Source organism: Larkinella harenae (assembly GCF_054780515.1).
In genome coordinates, this window is record NZ_BAAGWE010000001.1 from 299,999 (window position 1) to 321,727 (window position 21,729).

The following is a 21,729-nucleotide window of genomic DNA, read 5'->3' on the forward strand; positions in this document are numbered from 1 at the left end:
TAAAAATAATTTTCTGTTGGTAGCGTACTGGAGGACGCCGGTCAGGAAAAAGAGTTGGGAAAAGGAAGGAGTGTATGTAGCTTGGTGGTTTTTCAGCTAAGATTTGTGGAATAGCCCGAGTTTAAAACAAAATAATGAACATCCTTTTCGTTTGCAGCAGAAATCAATGGCGAAGCCCAACGGATGAGAGAATCTACAAAAATTCTCAAAACCATACGGCTAAGTCGGCCGGTACGGCACCATCCGCCAGGATTAAAGTAACCGCGAAATTGATTCTGTGGGCTGATTTGATTTAATGGAAAAACATCACAAACAGCGTTTGCTTGAAAAATTTCCGGATGAGACATTGGGCAAATCAATAGTGGTGCTGAATATCACGGATGACTATGCGTATATGGACGAAGAACTAATCAATGCGATAAAAAATACGGTGTCAATTTATCTTCACGATGAGCCAATGGATTAGTGGGCTTTGGCAAGTCATTGAAAATAGAGCAATAACGATGAAATCATACTTTGTCCCTCTGACTTCTGCCGACTATCCCGCCGTGGTTGACGTTTGGGAAGCTTCCGTCCGACCAACGCATCATTTTCTGACAGAAGAGGATATTCAATATTACAAACCGTTGATCCTGAATCAGTACCTGGACGCTGTCGAGCTGGTGGGTATTCGGGATGAAGCGGGAGCATTGACAGCCTTTCTGGGAACCGCCGACCACAAGATCGAGATGTTATTTATCCATCCGAAGGCGATGGGCCAGGGACTGGGCAAGCAGCTGATCCACTACGCCATTGAGCAGAAGCAGGCCACAAAGGTGGATGTAAACGAAGACAATGGGCAGGCCGTCGGTTTTTACAAACACCTGGGTTTTCAGACTGTTAGCCGCTCGGAGCTGGACCCGGCTGGCAAACCGTTCCCGATACTGCACCTGGAATTAAAGCCGGAAAATCCTTGATCAAGGACGAGTGCGGGAGCTGCCTGCGTGTTCCATGGCAAAGCGTAAAAGCCCATTTTTACCCGTCAGATTCAGCTTTCGGGCGATGTTCATGCGGTGGTTGTTGACGGTTCGCTCGCTGATGAAAAGCTGATCGCCAATTTCCTTGCTGGATTTGAACTCGGCCACCAGTTCGAGAATCTGCCGCTCGGCAGGGGTCAGCTGCGCCAGCGCGTCAGCCGGTTTTCGCTGAACGGTTTTGGCGGTTTTTCGCAGCAGCAGGGCCGACATATCGGGGCTGATGTAGGCCTGGCCTTCGCTGACCTTTCGGATGGCCTGGATCACGTCGATCACGGCGTTTTCCTTTAGCACGTAGCCCAGAATACCCACTTCCAGCGCCCGAAAAAAATGCGCCGAATCCTTGTGCATTGTCAGCAGAATGATGGGCAAATCGGGTTGCTGGGCGAGAATTTGTTCGGCCACTTCCAACCCGCTCAACCCCGGCATATCGAGGTCCAGCACGGCCACATCAACGGCTTGCTGCTGCAACTCGCGCAGCGCTTCCAATCCATCGCGGGCCTGTGCGCAAACCGTCCAGGTTTCGATCGTTTCCAGTACCTCACGAAGCCCTTTAAGAAAAATGGGGTGATCGTCGGCAATCAGGAGCTTAAGCGTGTTCATAACTCGAGTGGAATGGTCATAGTCAGAATGGTTCCGTGCGGATGGGCCGTGCGGATTTCCAGCGAACCTTTCAGTAAATGTAACCGCTCCCGGATGCCGCGCAAACCCAATCCTGCTGATTGAGAGGCCGTGGGGGCCATTCCTCGCCCGTCGTCTTCGATCCAGAGGGTGAGTTGGTTGTCGTGCTGTTTGATCTGAACGATAGCCTGAGTGGCTCCGGCGTGTTTGACGAGATTGTTGACGCCTTCCTGCACAATCCGGTACAGGTTAATTTCTGCTTCTTGCGAAAACAGCCGGTCGATGTTGTCAATGTCTTCGTAAAAGTGAATTTGGCTGGCTTCGGCGGTTTCGTTGATCAGGCTTTTGAGGGCTTCGGTCAGGCCGAGCAGGTTGAGTTGTACGGGGCGCAATCCGTAGGAAATGGTCCGCACTTCCTGAATAGTCTGGGCTACGGTTTGGGTCAGCTCGTCCAGTTTGGCGGGGGTGATTTGGCCGGTGGAATGTTGCAGCAACAGCAGTTTGTTTTTGACTAGTCCCAGGCTTTGCCCCACGCTGTCGTGAAGTTCGGAGGCAATTCGTTTTCGTTCGTGTTCCTGCGTCTGAATCAGTTGCTGCGAAAAAGTGCTGGCCTGTTCGAGCGCCTGTAATTGCAACTGTTCTTTTTCCAGCCTGAACGTGTTCAGCTTATTGACGAGTGCGTACGACAGAATGACGGATTCGATGAATGATCCAACCTGCATACCGCTCCCGGTACTGTCGTTCAGCATAAACACAACCACGCCCGCTACCAGCGAGCCAAAGCCCAGCAAATAGTACAGAGCCGGGCGGAATCCTTTTCGGTAAACCGCTATTCCGAGAATAAACACGTAAACCGTCAGCATGGTACTGGTAAACAGCTGCACCCGAAAGGCAAGCGAATGGCTTCCCAGCATGGACAGCAAGATCGTAACCAGTGCCGGAACAACAATCAGAACATCCAGCCGCCGAAGCCAGGGCACATACTGGCGGGTGTTGAGAAAGGCGTTGGTGAACAAAACCGACGCAATACAGCCAATAGCTGCCAGCAAACCGATGCTGTTCCAGAACGGGGTTTCGGGCCAGAGCAGTTGAAACGCATACCCACGCTGGTAGGCAATGTTCAGGCCGATCAAAAGAAGACAGAATACGTAATAAAGGTAAGTGCGGTCGCGGAGGCTGAGGAAAACAAAACCGTTGTAAAGCAGCAAGGCCAGCAACACTCCAAAATACAAACCGTTGATCAGGTCCTGTTGCTGACGAGCCTCGTACAAAACGGGCAGGGTGGCGATCTGAACCTGAAATCGCAGGGTTGTATCCGTCCAGAAACGCAGGTAATACAGGCTGGTTGTACCGGGCGGAACCCGTAACGGAACGATCAGCTGGCTGGTTTGCAGCGGACGGTTTTGGTACACTTGACGCACACCCAGCCGTTGAACGGCGAATGAACCGTTCGCCTGTTGCTGGTAGACGTCAATCTCCGGAATATAATGCGGGTCAATTTCCAGGTACCACTCCCGTTGCGACTCATTCTGCACCCGAAACGCGCACCAGACAGCCCGGGGATTAAGGCCTTTGGCCGTTTTTTCGGCTGGGTCCATCCGGAACCGGTGACCGAGCTGGCGCACTTCTTCCAGCGTCAGCTGCCCGGTTTCATCGGTAAGAAAAGCCACCGTTGGCGTCGGTAGCACGCCGTTTCCATTGCGCAGGACTAGTTGGGGAATGGGATCCGCAGCCCGCACCAGATTCGCGCTTCCGAATGTCAGAAAAAGCAGCGACAGGCAGAACCAGAAGCGGGTCGTGATAGGCATGGATGCAAGTTCGGCATTTTGGGTGGTTTGTTGCAATAGCATCAAAACTCATTTTCCTAAGCTCTATTACTCAGAAAAATGAGTTTGGGACGCTATTTCGGACCGTTTGCGGTTGCGGTAGTTTTGTGCCGGAGCAGTAACAACAACTACTTTTTTATGAAACGAATCCTGATGGCATCGGTCCCGTTGGATGGCCATTTCAATCCGCTGACGGGACTGGCCGTTCACCTGAAAAACCAGGGCTACCAGGTTCGCTGGTATACGGGTGACAGCTTTGCGGAAAGGCTCCAACGACTGCAGATTCCGCACGAGCGTTTTCGGAAAGCAACGGAGGTAACCCAGGAAAATATGGACGAGGTATTTCCGCAGCGGAGTCGGCACAAAAGCCAGTTGGCAAAGTTGAAATTTGACCTGATCCATTGCTTTATTCAGAAAGCCCCGGACTTTTTTGAAGACATTGAAGCCTTGTACCGAACGTTTCCGTTCGATCTGCTGATTTGCGATGTGTTGTTCATGGCATCGCCGATTGTACAGCAGCGGATGGGCGTACCCGTGGTGTGCATGGGTATCTCTCCGCTGGCCAGCACGTCGGTGAATCTGCCTCCGCCGGGTTTGGGCCTACCACCCGCCAGCGGTTTATGGGCTGAAATGAAGCAGGCGCTTCTGCGGTTTGCAACCAAATACCTCATTTTTAAGAATGTAACCGCAACCTACAACCGGATGTTGGCGAGCTACGGAATTCCGGCCAGTGATGCGGTTTTTATTGATACGCAGATTCAGCGCGCAGACCTGTATCTGCAAAGTGGAACGCCCGGGTTTGAGTATTTCCGGAGCGATCTGCCCGACAATGTTCGTTTTGTAGGGCCGTTGCTGCCGCATCGTTTCGGGCGGCAGCGGGATTCCTGGCCGGAGCCGAAACTGGATTATTATAAAAAGGTCGTTCTGGTGACGCAGGGCACCATCGAGCGCGACGTGGAGAAGATCATTGTACCCACGCTGGAAGCACTTAAGGACGAACCGTACCTGATTATTGCCACCACTGGCGGCAGCCCGCAAACGAACCGGCTACGGGCACGGTTTCGTCAGAAAAACATCATCATTGAGCCCTTTCTGGATTTCAACCATATCATGCCGCAGGTCGACGTATTTATCACCAACGGCGGCTACGGGGGCGTTTTACTGAGCATAACACATCAGGTACCGATGGTCACGGCGGGGCTGCACGAAGCAAAAAACGAGATTACGGCCCGGGTTGGTTATTTTAAGCTGGGAATTGACCTGAAAACCGAAACGCCCACGCCCGCACAAATTCGGGAAAGTGTTACGCGGGTTATTGCCCAGCCGCAGTACAAGCAGCACGTGGTTCGGCTGTCGAACGAATTTCGGCGGTACGATACCCTGGCCCTGTGCAGCCGGTACATAAATGAAGTGTTGAGCAGAAAGGAATAAAATGGCGTAAATTGATGCAGCAAAAAAGCAAAACAAACCTCAGCGGTCGTGCTATTCAAACAGAAACAGCTGGATGGAATTAAATCCGGAGCCATTTCGCTTGCTTTTCGTAAATGGAAAAAACAGTCGGTCAAGCCCGGAAGTCTGATCAAAACCGCCGTTGGCCGGATCGAAGTAGAGCGGGTTTCGGCAATCGATCTATCCGAAATTACCGCCGATGACGCCCGCCGGGCCGGTTTTGACCGGTTCGATGACCTCCTGGAAATACTTAATTCCGTTGCGGAAGGCACAGTTTACAAAATTGCCATTCGTTATCATTCCGCCGATCCCCGGATTCAGCTGCGGGAACAAAAGGAACTGAGCGAGGCTGAATTTGAAATACTGAAAACGAAACTGGCCCGGTTGGATCAACACAGTAAACACGGTTTCTGGACGAACGAAGTTTTGACAATCATTCGAGAAAACCCCGGGCGAAGAGCCGCCGATCTGGCGACTCTGACCGGGAAGGAAAAAGAATGGCTCAAACTCCATATTCGCAAGCTGAAAAATCTGGGATTGACGATCAGTCACGAAACCGGTTATTCAATTGCTCCTCTGGGAGAAGCGTTTCTTTTGCGGTTATAAAACCGTTACTTGCCGGTGCCCGACGATTTAGCGGGCTGCCCGAATTTGGTTCCAAAAAAGTCGCCGGGATTCCAGGTTGGGCGTTGTGGATTCTGAGCCGTCAGGTAACCGATCAAAAATTGGATCTGTGCGTGTTTGGCGGCAGCGTTAAAATCGAACGGCTGGTCGATTTCGTCCTGCGGAGAATGGTAAATGGTGGCCCGCCAGTCCAGATTCAATTTCAGGCCGTCGATCTGCGGATTGCCGGAGTCGGTGCCACTTTTGACGTAAATGGCCGGAATGCCCTGCCGAACAAAGCTGAAATGATCGCTGCGCATGAACACCACCTGCTCCGGAATAGGGTCTTTGGCCACTTTAACGCCCAGGTAGCTGGCTGCCGTATTGACTTCCTTCGCCAGGCTGGAATGTTCGAAACCGTAGGGAACGATGTCGATCAGCGGATGGAAGAAAAACGGCATGTCCAGACACAAATTGGCCACCATGCTTTCCTTCGGAACCGTCGGGTTGCTGGCGAAATAATCGGAGCCCAGCAAGCCCATTTCTTCCGCCGTTACGCCCACAAACAGAATGGAGCGTTTGGGTTTGGTGGGCAGTGAGGCATACATTCGGGCCGCTTCCAGATTGATCGCCACGCCCGAGGCATTATCGTGCGCACCGTTGTAAATGGAATCGCCTTTGACAGGACGACCAATACCGAGGTGATCGAGGTGAGAGACATAAACAACGTACTCGTTTTTCAGCACCGGATCTGTTCCGGGCAGAACGCCCACCACATTATAACCGGTAATGTCGCCCCCGGAGCGGGTTTCGGTTTCCATCCGAACAGACAAGTTGAGCGGAAAGGATTGTGGAATGCTTTTATTGGCAGCTGCGATTACCTGCGCCAGCGCCCGGCCGGATTGCGCAAAAACCGCCCGGGCCGTTGAATCGCCCAGCGCAGCAATGCCTTTGAGTTCGGGAAAAACGCGCTGCGGGTTGCCGTCTTTGCCGAGCCAGCGGTACGTTCCCTGGCGGTTTCGGGGCGACGACGCTTCCATGCGGTTCCGAACGTCGGTGGGCAGGCTGAAGGAAATAACCCCAACCGCGCCGTGGGCCGCTGCGTTTTCCTGTTTGGATGAATTATGGTAAGCCCGCTGGTTGGAGGGAAAAGCCGCCGGGGCACCGTTAAAATACGCCACAATTTTACCTTTCACGTCCACATTCTTGTAGTCGTCGTAATGGAGGTCAGGAGCAGTTATGCCGAAGCCAACAAACACGACCGGGGCCGTCACGGTACTTTTTTCGTTGCCGTACACCGGACTAAGGGTGTAATTTTTTCCGAAGATTAACGGTTTTTCCTGGCCCTTTTTGTCGATCAATGTCAGGGAGCAGCCGTCTTCGTGAACGCGCCACTGCCGAAGGGGTACTTTCTGCAAATAGCTTTTGTCTTCACCCGCGGGTTGCAATCCCAGGGCTTCGAACTGCGAAATTACGTAATTGGCGGCCAGGCGATAACCGCGGGTGCCCGGTTTGCGGCCTTCCATCGCATCGTCGGCCAGGAAACGCATATGGGCTTTAATGGCTTCTGGCCTAACAGACTGGGCCGCAGTTTGCGCGTCGGCCGGAATATCGGTTGGTTTTTGGGAAAACCCAACGAAAAAACGGAGAAGAAGAAAGTTTAGGATGAAGACGGTTTTCATGTCCGGTCAAGCTGATTCAAACCGGCAAGGTAGCGAAAGGTGGGAAGAAAAGCAGCCCAGGGACTTACATAATTAACAAGTTTGCTTTTGTAGTTACAACGTGATTGCCTGGGCCAACAGCTTAAAAGGCTGGATTTTACTTCATGAGTTACTTACTGCCTGTGTGTCGCTTTTTTTCAATACAGGCTCCTAAGCCCGCTTATTTTTGCAGAACGTAAATGAATCAACAACAGCCGCCGGGCAAAAAGGACTGGCAATTGCCGAAATGAAAGCCAGCGCCGATAGACAACAACTACGATGCATGTAAAAACCAGGCCAGAACAACGATATGGCGTGTTTAATCAGATTCGTAAAGGGTTACGGGGTATGTTGTACGAAACGGCGCTGCGCTTGCGGGCCTGAAGCAAGGTGCCTCTGCGGAGGTGTTTCACCATTACCTGCACCTGGTCGACGAGGAGTTGCCGTCTGATCGGCGGGCCCGGGTGCGGGCTGCGCTGGAGCTTGAGTAACCGGTTGCGAAAATGTCGCTTTTTTTCAATACCCACTCCGGTTGTCCTTTTACTTTTACGGCATCATTCGCAACAACACTACGCATCATACCTAATGAACACGAGTTATCAGGAATTTAAACCGTCGGTTGCCCTTCAGCCGTTTGTTGAATGCTACTGGCTGCATTGTTTTGAAACCAGCGGTAGGGAGGAGTCACCGGTTCAGCGTTGCCTCCCTTTCGGAACCCTGGAGCTCATTCTGCACCTCGATGATAATCGTGCGTATGCCTTCTTTAATGATTGCTGGCAGGAGCTGCCACAGGCCTTTTTTGCGGGGCTTTACCAGGATGCCGTCCATTGGAAATCCATCGGCACAACGCGCAAATTCGGAATTCAACTGAAACCGGAGAGTTTGCCACAGCTATTCAATGTGCCGATTGCTTCGCTGTTCAACAACTTTACGGATCTGGAAACCTTCTTCGGCAAAAGTATCAATCGACTGGTGGAAAGCGTCTACGGTTTGACGGATATCAAGGCCGTTGTGAGGGCATCCGAAACGTTTCTGCTGACCCAGCTTCAGCATTTACGGACCGAACGCAATTACGTTTTTGAAGCAACTCGCCTGATTCGGCAGTCCAGAGGCACTCTGTCAATTGAGTCCCTGAGCGAGCATTTATACGTAAGCAAACGCCAGCTGGAACGTAGTTTCAAAGACAATTACGGCACCACGCCCAAGATGTATCAGCGAATCATCCGGTTCCGGAACGCTTATGAATCGTTTCAGCAAACGCCGACCACCCCGAATTGGCTGGATGCGTCTCACACGTTTGGATATTCAGATCAGGCCCATTTTATCCGGGAGTTCAAGGAGTTTACCAGCGATGCTCCAACGACGGTGTTCAACAACCAGGGAAACTATTACCGAACACCCGGTCGGCAACTGATCCGAATGCACGCGTAAGAGTCTATTCTGCAAAAACCTTCGCAATTGGGGTGTACTAGTTACACCATTTTACGGTTCATACGGTTTGCCTGACGCCGACCAGCCTCACCACGAGCCTCTATGTCTATTTAGTCAATTACAAACACAATGGAAAAATTAGTTTATCTGGCGGCTTGGGCCGTCATCGGGCTTTCTTGTGCCTTTACTACGTTAAAAGAAGAACCGAAGGGATCACCCAAGGCGGTTTTGTCAAGACAAAATCCAGCTCAGAATCAGCTCGTTAAACGGGGCGAATACCTGGTTGCTATCATGGGGTGTGCCGATTGCCACGCACCCAAAAAAATGACAGCCCGGGGTCCCGTACCCGACATGGATCGCTTTTTATCGGGTTACAACAGCGCCGAACCGCTGGGCTCGTACGACAAAAACCTGGTCAGAAACGGCCAATGGGTGTTGTTCAACGGACAGAATACCGCTTTTATCGGTCCCTGGGGCGTTTCGTTTGCGGCCAATCTGACACCGGATGCAACCGGAATTGGTACCTGGTCGCCGGAACAGTTCAACAAAGCAATGCGTCAGGGGAAATTCAAAGGACTTGACAATAGCCGCCCGCTGCTGCCTCCAATGCCCTGGCCCAACTACAAAGACATGACCGATGCTGACATGCAGGCCGTCTTTGCGTACCTGAAATCACTCAAACCCGTTGCCAATGCCGTGCCAGCCGCGATTCCGCCAGCGCCCTGATCACGGGCGAATTGGGTGAAAAACTGCTGACTTGTTGCACCATCTTACCAAACATTCACAAAAACAACCTATTGATGAAAAAAGCACTTTTTGGGAGCCTTATTGCCGTGGCCTTTTCGGTCTGGAATTGTACCATGAACGACCATTTACCGCCCAACAGCATTGCGTACCAATTGGATGACACCAAATCGGTAGCGGTTTGGAAAGGCAGCCTGCGCACGGGGTATTTTGAAGAAGGAACCATTGGCGTAACGAGTGACTGGCTGGCTGCCAAAGATGGCCGTATCGTGGGTGGGTCGTTTACCATTCCGGTTTCTTCCATTGTTAGCACCAGTTTGCCCGATTCGCTCAAACCCGTACTGGTTCACCACCTGCAAACGGCGGATTTTTTCGATATGGCAACTCATCCCAACGTTACCTACGCAATTACCAGCCTCGAACCGTACAGCGGAAGCGACGGAATAGCGGGGGCAAATTTCCGCGTGAACGGTTCCCTAACCCTGTTGGGTAAAAGCCATCCGGTAAGTTTTCCGGCCAATATTCAACTGACTGGCAATCAGGTTACGGTAGAAGCCACGCTGCAAATTGACCGAACAAAGTGGGGCATGTTGTACAGTTCCGATCCTGCGCTGCCCGACGAGCGGTATATTAAGCCCGCTATTGATATCCACCTGAAGCTGGCCGGCCATAAAAAGTAAACCTGGATCCACCAGTTGTTTACCGGATGACAACGGCGTTCAGGAAGCACCGTTTAGGGGGTGATTGATCAAAGAAGCTGCGCCAACGTGATTGAGCGCGGCTTTTTGCGGTTGAACATAGTAAGGAAGCATAAGCTACTACCAGGAGTTAGCCGTTGAGGTTGATGAGTTCCTGATCCAGCCGGGCCAGAAAAGCCTGTCCGTACACCGACAGTTCGTGGTGCTGCATCTCCTGATACAGAATACGGATCACCGAAAGTGGTACGGGCAATGAATACCGTTGCCCGTTGTTCCGTTTTTTCCAAACCGGTATTTTATCCATCAGGCTGGCAACCTGCCAGTATTCAATCAGAAGCTGGTCGTAGATGCTGCGCTGCAACCAGTTCAACTGCCGGGCCGCTGCAACCCGAAGCCGTAAGTACTCCAGCATTCCGAAAAACTCATTGGGATAAAGTCGTATTTTCATAAATTCCTGAAAGGGCCGCGCGCTGAGCAGGTTTGTTGCCAGTTTGGGCCAAAACTAGATAAAAATTGCTTCGCTAAGCGCTTTACCCTTCTGGTCATTTCATCTCCACAATGCCTGCATTTTTCGGACTTTCGCGCTGATAAATTATAAACCTATTTAATTATTATAATAATTTCATGGAATTTTATAGTATTGACTTCCTTACTTTTAACACACCTCGTCATGAAAACAGCTAAATTGACTCTATTCCTGATGTTGGCAATCCTTTCGGGCGCAGTGGCCCAAACTGAAAAAGGACGCTGGCTGGTTGGTGCTCAGGTTGGTAACGTTTCCTACCAAAAAATCAAAGATAATAGAGGACATATTGTCAATGTGAATGTGAATCCAACGGGGGGATATTTTCTGATGGATAACTTTTTGGTTGGTGTTACGGTCCCTTTTTCAAGCAACACAATTTCATTCGATAGTCCGGCGAGTTTCTCAGGACCCAATACCCGATCAATCGGTATAGGTCCCTTTGTCCGGTATTATGTGGGGAAATCCGCCGTAAAACCGTACCTCGGGGTTGATTATACCTACAATCGAAAGGTCGGCATCTATAACAATATTAATTCAACCGATTACAGGCTGAAAGGGTCTTCCAACAGCCTGGCACCAACGCTGGGTGTCGCCTATTTTATCAATCGCCACATTCTGTTATCGGCCGGACTGAATTATACGTTTACGCACAGTCGGGACCAGGTGTTGGTTTTAGCCGGAACACCGAGCATCACCGAAATCACGGCCAACGGTCGCAAACTAGCGCTCGATATTGGTTTTGCGTTGCTGTTGGGTCAGTAATTTCAACCGGCAGCAACAGCTATTTTTACACGGTTAGCGGGTTAAATCCAAATCAAAGAAGAATGGCCCGTTAATTGACGCACAGGTAGGATATGCTTTTTTTACTAAATTTGGGTATAACTTGCTGAAAAAGTTATGTTTTCTGGCGGATCAATCAGTGCCTAACGAAAGGCAATGCTGAAGGGGTCGCCATTATTTAAAGATGAGCGAAAAGCAAAGACGGGGCCGCCCGTTTGGTTGGAAGTGGCGTTGGATACAAACCAGCATCCCGTATGTACTTCCTGACCTTTGCCTGGATGCTCCTAACCGAGCGGGCGGCCCCGCCTAAACGATAAATAGTGTAATGGGATGCAAATCATGCACGACTGGCGGCTGCGGAACCAAAAATGCAGCCGGTGCCGTGAAAGGATGTAAAAATAACGGAGCTTGTGGCACCGGTGGTTGCAATAAAATGAACGTGTTCGACTGGCTGAGCAACATGGACACACCCACGGCCCGCCGGTACGATGCCGCCGTCGAAGTTAAATTTAAGGGCGGTCGTAAGGAGTATTTCCGAAATCCGCACCAGATCGAACTGAATACCGGCGATTTCGTGGTTTGCGAAATGCAGACGGGGTATCACATCGGTGCGGTTTCACTCCAGGGCGAGTTGGTTCGGTTACAGATGCTGAAGAAAAACATTCAGTTTTCCGACGACCTGAAGGTGATTCATCGGATTGCCTCGCAGAAAGACATGGAAAAACACGAGCAGGCCATCGCCCGCGACCTGACCACCATGTACCGCACCCGCGAGGTGGTGAAGGAACTGAAACTGAATATGAAGTTGTCGGATGTGGAATACCAGTCGGACAACACGAAAGCGACGTTCTACTATTCGTCTGATGAACGGGTTGATTTTCGGGAGTTGATCAAAATTCTGGCGGCTGAATTTAAAATCCGGGTCGAAATGCGGCAGATCAGCCTGCGGCAGGAAGCCGGGCGGCTGGGTGGCATCGGCTCGTGTGGTCGTGAGCTTTGTTGCTCAACCTGGCTAACGGATTTCAAGAACATCACTACATCGGCGGCCCGCTACCAGAATTTGTCCCTGAATCCCAGCAAGTTGTCGGGCCAGTGCGGACGGTTGAAATGCTGTCTGAACTACGAGCTGGAAACTTACGTGGATGCCCTGCGCGATATTCCACAGGTAGAAAAACCGCTGGAAACCCAGAAAGGCCGGGCGTCGCTTCAAAAAACCGATATTTTCCGGCGGATCATGTGGTTTGGATACAGTACGGAGAGCACCTGGTATCCGTTGTCCGTCGAGCGCGTTGTCGAGATTCAGGAGCTGAACAAAAAAGGCATTATTCCGGAGTCATTTGACCTGCTGGAGCCGGTAGCGGAGAAAAAAGAAGGTGCGAAAGGTCCGACCTCGCTTAACAGCGATCTGGAAAAACTGGACAAAAAATTCAGCGACCGCAGCGATCGGAAGAAAAAACGGAAGAAGAAAAAACCGTCGGGTCCGGGCAATGGCCCTGGGCCAGCGGTCCCCGCCAGCCCGGCTGCCTCAAACGGCCGGCCGGAAAAAGGGAAAGCTTCTTAACAAAAAACCGGCTGCAAGGCCGGTTTTTTGTTTTAAACCACGGTTTTTATTCCACCGCATCATATACCTGGACGCGCTGCCAGTACCGGGCGCAGGTTTCCACAAATTTCTCGTGGATGGGATCTTCCTGGTAGGCGTCGTGGGCGGCTTTGTCGCGGAAAATGTACGTCAGCGACCAATCGTACGAATGATCAATCACCGGACGACGGGTTTCGGCGGGTTTGCCAATGTACAGAGCCTCAAAATGCTGGATGCCTTTGAGCGTTTCGAGACCGTCGCGCAGTGCCTGACGATCTTCGTCGCTGCCGGGATTGTTGAGCCAGAAATAAACGGTATGAACAAACATATTTGTCTTCGTGACCGGTTCGCCGGTACGGTTTTAGTTAACGGGTTTCCGCCTGAAAACTAACTATTTTTCTCCAACTGCTTCACCAATACGTCGAAATCTTTCGGATAGGGCGCTTCAAAAACCGTTCGTTCGCCGTTCAGCAGGTCAAACGTCAGAGAGCGGGCGTGCAGGGCCACACGCTGGATCAGCGATTGTTCTTCGGTGTCTTTCTTGAGGTTGAATTTCCGTTTCAGCTCCGACAGAAAAACCGGTTTGCCGCCGTAGGTTGGGTCGTTGGCGATGGGCGCTTTCAGACACATCAAATGCACCCGAATCTGGTGCATCCGTCCTGTAATTGGAATGCATTCCACCAGTGTATGCATCCGGAAAACGTTCAGCGTATTAAAAATGGTCTCGGCGTCTTTTCCCTTCTGCCGGTCAATTTTCACGGCGGTACCATCTTTGACGGGTGCAATGGGCAAGTACACCGAAATACCGTCGAAATCGTGCACGCCATCCACCACGGCATGATACCGCTTGGTCACTTCGCGGTGTTCAAACTGCATGGCCAGGTGCCGGTAAGCTGCCGGGTTTTTAGCAATAGCCAGGGCACCAGACGTGCCTTTGTCGAGCCGGTGACCGAGCTGAGCATCCGGATGATAGGCTTTCGCCATTCGTAAAATACTCTGGCCTTTATCGGCGCTCCGTTCATCGAGCGAGGCAATGTTGGGCGGCTTATTAATTAGGATATAATCGTCGTCCTCAAAAATGATCAGGTCTTCAAAATTCAGCTTCATACTACAAATGTCCTGAACAACAGAATGCTATCCAAGCCGAAAAAATTCCATTGGTCAAAACCGTTCCGCGAGCTGCCTGATTTTCACCGGATCGTGTCAGAACTTAACGCAAAGATTGAAGGTTTCCAACGAAACGTACTTCCTCTAATTTTCCCATTAACGATGTCCTACTGCCGCGCCATTGAAACCATGTCCGACGAGCGAAAAGCGCTCCACAAAGCCTACCACGACCACCACTACGGTTTTCCGATTCACGACGACAACGAGTTGTTTGCGCGGCTGGTGCTGGAAATCAACCAGGCGGGTTTGAGCTGGGAAACCATTCTGAAAAAGGAAGCCGGTTTTCGGAAGGCGTACGACAATTTCGATCTCCCAACGGTAGCAGCTTACACCGAAGCCGACCGTCAGCGGCTGCTGTCTGACCCGGGCATCATCCGGAACCGGCTGAAAATCAATGCGGCCATTGAGAACGCAAAAACCATCCTTGAGTTACAGAACGCGCACGGTTCGTTCAAGAAATGGCTGGAGCTGCATCACCCCAAAACCAGGGAAGAATGGGTAAAGCTGTTTAAAAAGACGTTCCGTTTTACCGGGGGCGAAATCGTGAATGAGTTTCTGATGAGCATTGGTTTTCTGCCCGGTGCCCATTCCGCTGAGTGCGCAGTTTATGCGAATGTGTTGGAGGCCAAACCGTTGTGGGCCAACTAAGACTAACGATCAATCAGCTTTGTCGAGCTTGAAGCTGAACGTAGTGCCCTTATCCAGTTTGCTCATCACCGTAATTTTTGACTTGTGGGCGTTCAAAATGTGTTTCACGATCGCCAGCCCCAGGCCCGTTCCGCCCCGCTCTTTCGAGCGGCTTTTGTCGACGCGGTAAAACCGCTCGAAGATGCGGTTGAGGTGGTCCGGCGGAATTCCGGGGCCATTATCGCGCACCTGAATGATGTATTGCTTTTTTTCTTCCTCAAAACTGACGTGAACCTTACCGCCCTCGTTGCCGTATTTAATACCGTTTTCGATGAGGTTGGTCATGACCTGAGTGATGCGCTGGGCATCAGCCTTTACGAGTACGGCACCGGGTGGGTCGGCTTTTATTTTGAGGGACGTTCCCCGGGTATTGGCCCTGGTTTCCAGTTGCTCGAAAACTTCCAGCGTCACCTGATAGAGATCGACGGGCTCGAAATTCATCTTGACCTCACCGGTTTCCAGTTGCGATAGCGCAACCAGGTCTTTCACCAGCGCGTCCAGACCGTCCAGGCTTTTAGCGGCTTTAGCCAGAAACTTATCCCGTACTTTTTCGTCGTCGATTGCGCCGTCGATCAGTGTGTGAATAAAGCCCTGGGCGGCAAAAACCGGTGTTTTTAGCTCGTGCGAAACATCGGCCAGAAATTCGCGCCGGAATTGTTCGAGCCGTCGGAGCTCTTCGATTTCCTTCTGCTTACGGGCAACGTAAACAAAAATCTCGTCATTCAGCTTCTTGAACGGATTATTGCTTTTGACGATGGTACTGCGCGACAGCGAAAAATCCCGCATTCGCAGCTTGTGGATAGTTTTGTAGAGCTTGTTAACTTCCCGAAAGACCAGAATCTCAATCGCGAACAGAATCAGGAAAAACGACGTGATCAGCGACGAAATCGCCACCACAAACAACATGCTGGTTGTGACGCCTTCAACAAACGTCAGAAACGCAACCGTAAGGGCCGAAATCAGACCAGCCAGCAAAAACGCAATAACACGGGGACTGAATGCCATGAAGTAAAGGTAAACGCTTATCCTTCATTAGTAAACATGTACCCGACGCCCTTCAGTGTTTTGATGTAGTTCTCGCCGATTTTTTCCCGCAGTTTTCGGATGTGTACGTCCACCGTTCGTTCCAGAACGTAGATATCAACACCCCAAATTTTCTGGAGTAGCTCCTCGCGACCAAAGACTTTGTTGGGCGATAAGGCCAGAAAAAACAGCAGTTCAAATTCTTTCTTGGGTAGTACGACGCTTTTATCACCGATGGTAACGGTATAGTTCTGCCGGTTGATGGTCAGGCCACCGATCTCTATTTTTTCGCCCGGATCGGCTTTCTGGGCTTCGCGCCGGAAGAGAGCGTTAATGCGGCTCATCAACGCCCGCGGTTTGATGGGCTTGGTGATGTAGTCGTCGGCACCAATTTCAAAAGCCGCCACCTCTGAGTATTCCTCCGAGCGGGCGGTCAGGTATAAAATGTACGTTTGCCGCAGATCGGGCATGGTCCGAAGCTGGCGACCGGTTTCGATACCGTCAAGTTGCGGCATCATGATGTCGAGCAGTACCAGCTCGGGGATAAAAGTGCGGGCTGTATCGAGGGCTTTCCGGCCATCGGGCGCGGTGCGAACGTCATACCCTTCTTTTTCCAGATTGTATTGCAGCATCTCCACAATGTCCGGATCGTCGTCGACGACCAGTACCCGGTGAAGTTGTTGCGAAGTTTTGGCGGCACTCATCGTAGGTTTGTTGGTGTAATTCCGACCCGAAGGTACGTGCTGTGTCAGCAATTTTACGAACGTAACTCCATTGTTAACAAAAACTTAATACGTCAGAACGGTATTGAATTTAACCTACAACCTTAGGGTGTCGGGCAAAAATGGAGCCAAGTCATTCTATAGGCCGGAAAAGTTGACGGTTAACTCATTGGCAACGTTATGCATGGCTGAATCCGAATCAATTGTTACGGCGAGGAATCAGGTTGCCTGAGAAAAAAGAAAACCTCCCGGTGCGCGGCTGATCGTACCACGTTCGGAAGGTTTTCCGGTTGAAAACAGCGCCTTCAATTGCTGGAATGACGCCGGCATAGACGCTTATGTGCTGGCCGGATTCAGGATAGCCATCAGGCAAACTCAGATCGGGCTTTGGCCACCAGATCCCGCATGTCCATGCTGCCGCTGGCTCCGTTATTGCTACTGCTTTGCCAGGATTGCACGGCTACCGCACGCGGGCCTACATCACCTTCCCAGAAACCAAAAACCGGTCCGCCCGACTGACCGGGAAAGACATCGGCCTGGTGTAGAATGGATTGCGCATCGGCGTCGGTGCCATCAACCCGAAAACCGCCCTGCCAGGTTGGACGCTGGCCGCTGTTGAGGTCACCAGGATAGCCCATGTGCGACCAAACGGCCAGGCTATCCCAGTCGTCGTTGTACCCCCGGGCCCCCATCCAGCCGGTGGTATCGCCCAACCGCCGGTCCAGCACCACGACGGCATAATCGTAATTGCCTTCATTTCCGGAGATAAAACCGTCGCCATCTTCTTTGACGTACCAGTATATATGGCTACCGTAAGCTTCACCAAACGGTGCCCCACCATCATAATAAGACGGTGTAAACCGTACCCAATCCGCGGCAAATCCCGCCGGGGCATCCCAGTCGATGACGTGGCTAACGGTTAACAAATGGCGCGGGCCAATCATTACGCCCGAACCTGCTCCCCGGTTGGTTTCTACCAGGCCCACCGTCGACCAGGGATAGGTAGTATCGCGAAAAGCCCGGCGGTTGTCGGTGCCAAAAATGGTGGTTGCCACCCGCCGTTCGCCCACTACATCACGAATGCTTTTAATGCTTTTCTGTAAATCCAGCGGTGTTACATTGAACCCAAGGTGATCGGGAACAAAACTGGTGAGTTGTCTGGCGAGTTGTTCCTCACTGACTTTACGACGTTCTACTTTTACGGCTTCCCCTTTCAAGGCGGGCGGCATAGCCCGGTTTTCAATCCGAACGCCGTCAACCTCAACTATTACTTCCCAGTGATTCCCCCGGTCGCCCCGATCCACGCGCTCAAGCCGGGTTGTTACTTTGGGTTCCTTATCGGCTTGGATGTGGAACCGCCGTTCGATCTGAACAGGTGTGTCTTTGAGGGCTTTACGCGTCTTAAAATACCGTTCGAGTTCCTTGAACTGAATGGGTTTTTCATTACCGTTTGGCATGGTTGTTTGTTAGGTTACTGGTTAATTTTACCGATGCAATAATGGGCAAACCGAAGGAACAATTACGAAAAGACGCTATTAAACGGTAGGTGGCTTTTATTCAGCGGTTTAGGGATATATTAATGAAAGCTGTCAATTCTGCCGAAACCGATCACGGCGGCTTACTGCTCGACTTTCGGGGCAAATATTCTTAAATTATCTTCTGCTTTATTTGAAAAAACAGGGTTGTTTGATCGTTTTCTTGGACAAAGCGAATAATGTTTTTGATTTATTGGGTGAATTCCATAACCCGTTTTGTTTTTGTTTTTCAGATCGCATTTCTTTGTTACTCCACTAAGTTGCTGGAATAAGAAGAATTGTTCCGTAGCCATCTGGAGCCTGCACTATGAAAAATTCTACAAGCAGTACGTTTCAACGGGCTTGCCCGCTGGCTGTAACAGCTCCTGTCTTTCCCTCCGCAGCGGTAATCTCAACCTGCTGTTGTTGTTTCATTTAAGTTTTCCTCACACACTGGATTGATGTTCTGTGCCTTCTCACGGCAAGAATAGTCATTCTGTTTTTCTCTTCTTAATCTCTGGATTTAATCAATAAGTAACCTTAAACCATTTTTATGAACTATTTATACGCCTTTGACGCGAGCAAAGTCAGCGTAAGGTGGTGGCCAGTAGCTTTTCTGCTCCTGGTTTCGCTGGCGGGCCACGCGCAACAAACCATCAGAGGGAAAGTAACTTCCGAAGACGATCGAAACGGTATTCCGGGCATCAATGTGTTGATTAAGAACACGACGCAGGGTACCATTACCGATGCGGAAGGTAACTACCAGATTCAGGCGACCCCGAATGCCGTGCTGGTGTTTTCGGGTGTAGGTTTCATCCGCCAGGAAGTGGCGGTCAACAGCAAAAGCCAGCTCGATGTGAAGCTCATCGTCGACACGCGGCAACTGAACGAAGTGGTGGTGGTGGGGTACGGTACCCAGAAGAAAAGTGACCTGACTGGCGCGGTAAGTTCACTGGATTCAAAGGAGTTTAATAAAGGTGTTCAAACGTCGGTGGATCAACTGATTGCTGGCCGGGCCGCCGGGGTTCAGATTACGCAGGCCAGCGCCGAACCCGGCGGGGGAGTGAGCATTCGCATCCGGGGGGCCAACTCCATCAACGCCAACAATGAGCCGCTGTACGTCATCGACGGTTTGCCCATCGACAATTCACCGGTAGTGCCCAACTCGCCAGTCACCACCGACGGCGCGGTTCGTAACCCGCTGAACGCACTGAACCCGGCGGATATTGAATCCATTGAAGTACTCAAAGATGCATCGGCCACGGCCATTTACGGCTCGCGGGGCGCCAACGGGGTTATTCTCGTCACGACTAAAAAAGGGACGAAAGGCAAGCTGAAAGTCAATTACAACGCCTACACGGCCTTTCAGAATGTGACTAAAACCATTCCGATGCTGAATACGCAGCAGTACATCAGCCTGCTGAACGATCTGAAAAAAGATCAGGGACTGGCCCCGGAATTTACCCAGCAGCAGATTCAACAAATCGGAGCCGGAACCAACTGGCAGAAAGAAATTTACCGCTCCGGCTACACGCGGAATCACCAGCTGGCGTTCTCGGGCGGTCAGGATAAATTCAACTATTACGCATCGGCTAATTTTTACGATCAGAAGGGCGTCATCATCAGTTCGGGTATCAAAAAATACATCGGTCGGGCCAACCTGACCTACAACGACGACAGATTCAAGTTTGGCCTGAACCTGAACACGAGTTTAGTCAAAGATGATTTTGTGCCCAACGGCGTCAGCATCAACGAAGGGGCCGGGGTAGTTAATACCGCCATTTTTCAGGACCCGACGCTGCCGATCCGGGATGCCAACGGCAATTATGCCCAGACGCTCATCGTGAACCTTGAAAATCCGTTGGCACTGGCGAACGAAGTGAAAGACGTGGCCGAAACCAACCGAACCTTTGGCAATCTCTTTGCGGAGTACTTCATCTTGCCTGAACTCTCGGTGAAACTCAACGCCGGAACCGACCGCCAGAGCGCCCGGCGCGACAGCTACATTTCACGGCAGACCCGGCGCGGGCAGGCTACCAACGGAATTGCCGACGTGCAGGTCAGCAACGCCAGCAACTACCTGATCGAACTGACGGCCCGTTACAGCAAAATTTTCAACCAGATTCACACCGTGGAAGTGCTGGGCGGTTATACCTATCAGCAGTTCCAGAACGATTACGTCGGGGCGGGGTCGCAGAACTTCTCGTCGGACGCGCTGCTGTCCAACAACCTCGCGGCTGGCGCCCGCACGACGTTTGACGTGGGTTCGGGCCGGAATCAAAACCAGTTGCAGTCGTATCTGGGCCGGGTGAACTACAATTTGCTAGACAAATACCTGCTCACGGCTTCGTTCCGGGCCGACGGTTCGTCGCGGTTTGGGCAGAACAACAAATTCGGGTTTTTTCCGTCGGTGGCGCTCGGCTGGCGGATCAAGGAAGAAGAGTTCCTGAAAAGCGTCACGGTATTGTCGGACCTGAAACTGCGCGGCAGCTACGGGTTGACGGGGAATCAGGACATTGGTAGCTATAAATCGCTGGTGTTGTTGGGGCCGCAAGGCAACGCCATTTTCGACGGCGTGTCGTACGTGGGGGTTTCGACTACGCAGCTCCCCAACCCCGACCTCAAGTGGGAAACCACCGCCCAGCTTGACCTGGGTCTCGACTTCGGTTTGTTTGGCAACCGACTGACGGGCTCGATTGACTATTTCCACAAAAACACGCGGGACCTGCTGCTCCAACTGCCCGTTCCGCGCACAACCGGTTTTTCGACCACCTTCAAAAACGTGGGCGCAATGAAAAACAACGGGCTGGAAATCACCCTGAATACCATCAACATCCAGAAACCGTTCACCTGGCGGTCGTCGGTCAACTTCTCGATTATCCGCAACGAAGTAACTGATCTGGCGGGACTGCCGTACATTCTTCAGGGTGAAGCCGGTTTCTCGAAAGATTTCAGCATCATTCAGAAGGGTTACCCGCTCAACTCGTTTTTTGGGTATGTGATCGACGGCGTGTATCAGTTGGGCGATAACATCAAATCATCCCCGCAGCCGCTGGCTAACCCCGGCGACTACCGGTATCGCGACGTAAACGGCGACGGCCAGATCACCACCGCCGACCGGACCATCCTGGGTTCGCCGTTTCCGGATTACACCTTCGGCTTCAACAACGATTTTTCGTACGGTCCGCTGACGTTGTCGTTCTTTTTGCAGGGCGTACAGGGCAGCAGCGTTTTCAACCTGAACCGCACCGAATCCGAAAATCCGATCTCGTTCCGGCGCAACCGGCTGGCGGAGTCTTACACCGACCGCTGGACTCCCACCAACCCGACAAACGCCAACTCATCCGGTATTCCGCCAAAAGTGGCCTATGCGACCAACATCAACAGCCGGGCCGTGGAAGATGCTTCCTTTATTCGGCTGAGAAACGTTCAACTCGGATACAACATCCCGGTTACGAGGCTGAAAGCCATCCGGAGCGCCCAGCTTTACGTGACGGGTCAGAATCTGTTTACCATCACGAATTATACGGGTTCTGATCCGGAAGTGAGCGCGTTCGGCACCTCGAACGTCCGGGCGGATTACAACGCCTATCCGCTGACGAGAACCTATACGCTGGGCCTAAACCTTAATTTTTAATCACGAATT

Annotated in this window: 20 protein-coding genes; 10 read left to right on the plus strand and 10 right to left on the minus strand. The window is 51.6% G+C overall.

From position 1 onward, the window contains the following. Positions 1–92 precede the first annotated feature (92 nt). Entirely contained in the window at positions 93–347 is a 255-nt protein-coding gene (locus tag ACYVH9_RS01225) for a hypothetical protein (protein ID WP_460634465.1), read from the minus strand. A gap of 156 nt (positions 348–503) precedes the next feature. Here ACYVH9_RS01225 and ACYVH9_RS01230 point away from each other — a divergent pair, with 156 nt between their 5' ends. Next, positions 504–956, plus strand: a complete 453-nt coding sequence (locus ACYVH9_RS01230; RefSeq protein WP_460634466.1) for a GNAT family N-acetyltransferase — start codon at positions 504–506, stop codon at positions 954–956. Here ACYVH9_RS01230 and ACYVH9_RS01235 read toward each other — a convergent pair whose 3' ends face one another. Continuing rightward, a complete protein-coding gene (locus tag ACYVH9_RS01235; protein ID WP_460634467.1) occupies positions 957–1,616 on the minus strand; it encodes a response regulator in 660 nt (219 codons plus the stop codon). It abuts the gene before it with no gap. Continuing rightward, a complete protein-coding gene (locus ACYVH9_RS01240; protein WP_460634468.1) occupies positions 1,613–3,484 on the minus strand; it encodes a sensor histidine kinase in 1,872 nt (623 codons plus the stop codon). The genes ACYVH9_RS01235 and ACYVH9_RS01240 overlap by 4 nt, the downstream gene beginning before the upstream one ends. A gap of 114 nt (positions 3,485–3,598) precedes the next feature. Here ACYVH9_RS01240 and ACYVH9_RS01245 point away from each other — a divergent pair, with 114 nt between their 5' ends. Beyond that, entirely contained in the window at positions 3,599–4,891 is a 1,293-nt protein-coding gene (locus tag ACYVH9_RS01245) for a glycosyltransferase (protein WP_460634469.1), read from the plus strand. Between the two features lie 48 nt (positions 4,892–4,939). Further along, positions 4,940–5,515 (plus strand): ASCH domain-containing protein, encoded by a 576-nt coding sequence (locus tag ACYVH9_RS01250; RefSeq protein ID WP_460634470.1) that lies wholly within the window; start codon positions 4,940–4,942, stop codon positions 5,513–5,515. Between the two features lie 5 nt (positions 5,516–5,520). Here ACYVH9_RS01250 and ACYVH9_RS01255 read toward each other — a convergent pair whose 3' ends face one another. Beyond that, positions 5,521–7,194, minus strand: a complete 1,674-nt coding sequence (locus ACYVH9_RS01255) for a M28 family metallopeptidase (RefSeq protein ID WP_460634471.1) — start codon at positions 7,192–7,194, stop codon at positions 5,521–5,523. Between the two features lie 603 nt (positions 7,195–7,797). Here ACYVH9_RS01255 and ACYVH9_RS01260 point away from each other — a divergent pair. The 3 genes from ACYVH9_RS01260 (at position 7,798) to ACYVH9_RS01270 (ending at position 10,067) form a co-directional block, all read left to right on the plus strand. Beyond that, complete coding sequence (locus tag ACYVH9_RS01260) at positions 7,798–8,643, plus strand: DUF6597 domain-containing transcriptional factor (protein ID WP_460634472.1); 846 nt, start codon at positions 7,798–7,800, stop codon at positions 8,641–8,643. Between the two features lie 129 nt (positions 8,644–8,772). Then, positions 8,773–9,369, plus strand: a complete 597-nt coding sequence (locus ACYVH9_RS01265) for a c-type cytochrome (protein ID WP_460634473.1) — start codon at positions 8,773–8,775, stop codon at positions 9,367–9,369. A 74-nt stretch (positions 9,370–9,443) separates the two neighbouring features. Continuing rightward, on the plus strand, positions 9,444–10,067 hold the full coding sequence (locus ACYVH9_RS01270) for a YceI family protein (RefSeq protein WP_460634474.1): 624 nt from the start codon (positions 9,444–9,446) through the stop codon (positions 10,065–10,067). Positions 10,068–10,215: 148 nt separating this feature from the next. Here ACYVH9_RS01270 and ACYVH9_RS01275 read toward each other — a convergent pair whose 3' ends face one another. Beyond that, positions 10,216–10,533, minus strand: coding sequence for a hypothetical protein (locus ACYVH9_RS01275; RefSeq protein ID WP_460634475.1), 318 nt, complete (start codon positions 10,531–10,533; stop codon positions 10,216–10,218). 222 nt (positions 10,534–10,755) lie between these two features. Between ACYVH9_RS01275 and ACYVH9_RS01280 the strand changes: the two genes are divergently transcribed. Both ACYVH9_RS01280 and ACYVH9_RS01285 read left to right on the plus strand, forming a co-directional pair. After that, the gene (locus tag ACYVH9_RS01280) at positions 10,756–11,373 is read left to right on the plus strand and encodes an outer membrane beta-barrel protein (protein ID WP_460634476.1); all 618 of its coding nucleotides are present in this window, start codon (positions 10,756–10,758) and stop codon (positions 11,371–11,373) included. 343 nt (positions 11,374–11,716) lie between these two features. Further along, entirely contained in the window at positions 11,717–12,952 is a 1,236-nt protein-coding gene (locus tag ACYVH9_RS01285) for a PSP1 domain-containing protein (RefSeq protein ID WP_460634477.1), read from the plus strand. A gap of 46 nt (positions 12,953–12,998) precedes the next feature. On the opposite strand, the gene ACYVH9_RS01290 is transcribed toward ACYVH9_RS01285, so the two are convergent. Both ACYVH9_RS01290 and ACYVH9_RS01295 read right to left on the minus strand, forming a co-directional pair. Continuing rightward, entirely contained in the window at positions 12,999–13,298 is a 300-nt protein-coding gene (locus ACYVH9_RS01290; protein WP_460634478.1) for a Dabb family protein, read from the minus strand. 59 nt (positions 13,299–13,357) lie between these two features. Then, the gene (locus ACYVH9_RS01295; RefSeq protein ID WP_460634479.1) at positions 13,358–14,077 is read right to left on the minus strand and encodes an RluA family pseudouridine synthase; all 720 of its coding nucleotides are present in this window, start codon (positions 14,075–14,077) and stop codon (positions 13,358–13,360) included. Positions 14,078–14,239: 162 nt separating this feature from the next. Here ACYVH9_RS01295 and ACYVH9_RS01300 point away from each other — a divergent pair, with 162 nt between their 5' ends. Further along, on the plus strand, positions 14,240–14,785 hold the full coding sequence (locus tag ACYVH9_RS01300; protein WP_460634480.1) for a DNA-3-methyladenine glycosylase I: 546 nt from the start codon (positions 14,240–14,242) through the stop codon (positions 14,783–14,785). A gap of 9 nt (positions 14,786–14,794) precedes the next feature. Here the strand turns inward: ACYVH9_RS01300 and ACYVH9_RS01305 are convergent, their stop codons facing one another. The 3 genes from ACYVH9_RS01305 to ACYVH9_RS01315 form a co-directional block, all read right to left on the minus strand. Beyond that, positions 14,795–15,829, minus strand: coding sequence for a sensor histidine kinase (locus ACYVH9_RS01305; RefSeq protein WP_460634481.1), 1,035 nt, complete (start codon positions 15,827–15,829; stop codon positions 14,795–14,797). 17 nt (positions 15,830–15,846) lie between these two features. Further along, positions 15,847–16,551, minus strand: a complete 705-nt coding sequence (locus tag ACYVH9_RS01310; RefSeq protein WP_460634482.1) for a response regulator transcription factor — start codon at positions 16,549–16,551, stop codon at positions 15,847–15,849. 383 nt (positions 16,552–16,934) lie between these two features. After that, positions 16,935–18,026, minus strand: coding sequence for a trypsin-like serine peptidase (locus ACYVH9_RS01315; protein ID WP_460634483.1), 1,092 nt, complete (start codon positions 18,024–18,026; stop codon positions 16,935–16,937). A gap of 610 nt (positions 18,027–18,636) precedes the next feature. Here ACYVH9_RS01315 and ACYVH9_RS01320 point away from each other — a divergent pair. Continuing rightward, positions 18,637–21,720 (plus strand): SusC/RagA family TonB-linked outer membrane protein, encoded by a 3,084-nt coding sequence (locus tag ACYVH9_RS01320; RefSeq protein ID WP_460634484.1) that lies wholly within the window; start codon positions 18,637–18,639, stop codon positions 21,718–21,720. Positions 21,721–21,729 lie beyond the last annotated feature (9 nt).

Bases quoted from the DNA above. Each gene is read 5' to 3' on its own strand.
- ACYVH9_RS01225 (WP_460634465.1), bottom strand. From the start codon at position 347: ATGTCTCATCCGGAAATTTTTCAAGCAAACGCTGTTTGTGATGTTTTT.
- ACYVH9_RS01230 (WP_460634466.1), top strand. From the start codon at position 504: ATGAAATCATACTTTGTCCCTCTGACTTCTGCCGACTATCCCGCCGTG.
- ACYVH9_RS01235 (WP_460634467.1), bottom strand. From the start codon at position 1,616: ATGAACACGCTTAAGCTCCTGATTGCCGACGATCACCCCATTTTTCTT.
- ACYVH9_RS01240 (WP_460634468.1), bottom strand. From the start codon at position 3,484: ATGCTATTGCAACAAACCACCCAAAATGCCGAACTTGCATCCATGCCT.
- ACYVH9_RS01245 (WP_460634469.1), top strand. From the start codon at position 3,599: ATGAAACGAATCCTGATGGCATCGGTCCCGTTGGATGGCCATTTCAAT.
- ACYVH9_RS01255 (WP_460634471.1), bottom strand. From the start codon at position 7,194: ATGAAAACCGTCTTCATCCTAAACTTTCTTCTTCTCCGTTTTTTCGTT.
- ACYVH9_RS01260 (WP_460634472.1), top strand. From the start codon at position 7,798: ATGAACACGAGTTATCAGGAATTTAAACCGTCGGTTGCCCTTCAGCCG.
- ACYVH9_RS01265 (WP_460634473.1), top strand. From the start codon at position 8,773: ATGGAAAAATTAGTTTATCTGGCGGCTTGGGCCGTCATCGGGCTTTCT.
- ACYVH9_RS01270 (WP_460634474.1), top strand. From the start codon at position 9,444: ATGAAAAAAGCACTTTTTGGGAGCCTTATTGCCGTGGCCTTTTCGGTC.
- ACYVH9_RS01275 (WP_460634475.1), bottom strand. From the start codon at position 10,533: ATGAAAATACGACTTTATCCCAATGAGTTTTTCGGAATGCTGGAGTAC.
- ACYVH9_RS01280 (WP_460634476.1), top strand. From the start codon at position 10,756: ATGAAAACAGCTAAATTGACTCTATTCCTGATGTTGGCAATCCTTTCG.
- ACYVH9_RS01285 (WP_460634477.1), top strand. From the start codon at position 11,717: ATGGGATGCAAATCATGCACGACTGGCGGCTGCGGAACCAAAAATGCA.
- ACYVH9_RS01290 (WP_460634478.1), bottom strand. From the start codon at position 13,298: ATGTTTGTTCATACCGTTTATTTCTGGCTCAACAATCCCGGCAGCGAC.
- ACYVH9_RS01295 (WP_460634479.1), bottom strand. From the start codon at position 14,077: ATGAAGCTGAATTTTGAAGACCTGATCATTTTTGAGGACGACGATTAT.
- ACYVH9_RS01300 (WP_460634480.1), top strand. From the start codon at position 14,240: ATGTCCTACTGCCGCGCCATTGAAACCATGTCCGACGAGCGAAAAGCG.
- ACYVH9_RS01305 (WP_460634481.1), bottom strand. From the start codon at position 15,829: ATGGCATTCAGTCCCCGTGTTATTGCGTTTTTGCTGGCTGGTCTGATT.
- ACYVH9_RS01310 (WP_460634482.1), bottom strand. From the start codon at position 16,551: ATGAGTGCCGCCAAAACTTCGCAACAACTTCACCGGGTACTGGTCGTC.
- ACYVH9_RS01315 (WP_460634483.1), bottom strand. From the start codon at position 18,026: ATGCCAAACGGTAATGAAAAACCCATTCAGTTCAAGGAACTCGAACGG.
- ACYVH9_RS01320 (WP_460634484.1), top strand. From the start codon at position 18,637: ATGAACTATTTATACGCCTTTGACGCGAGCAAAGTCAGCGTAAGGTGG.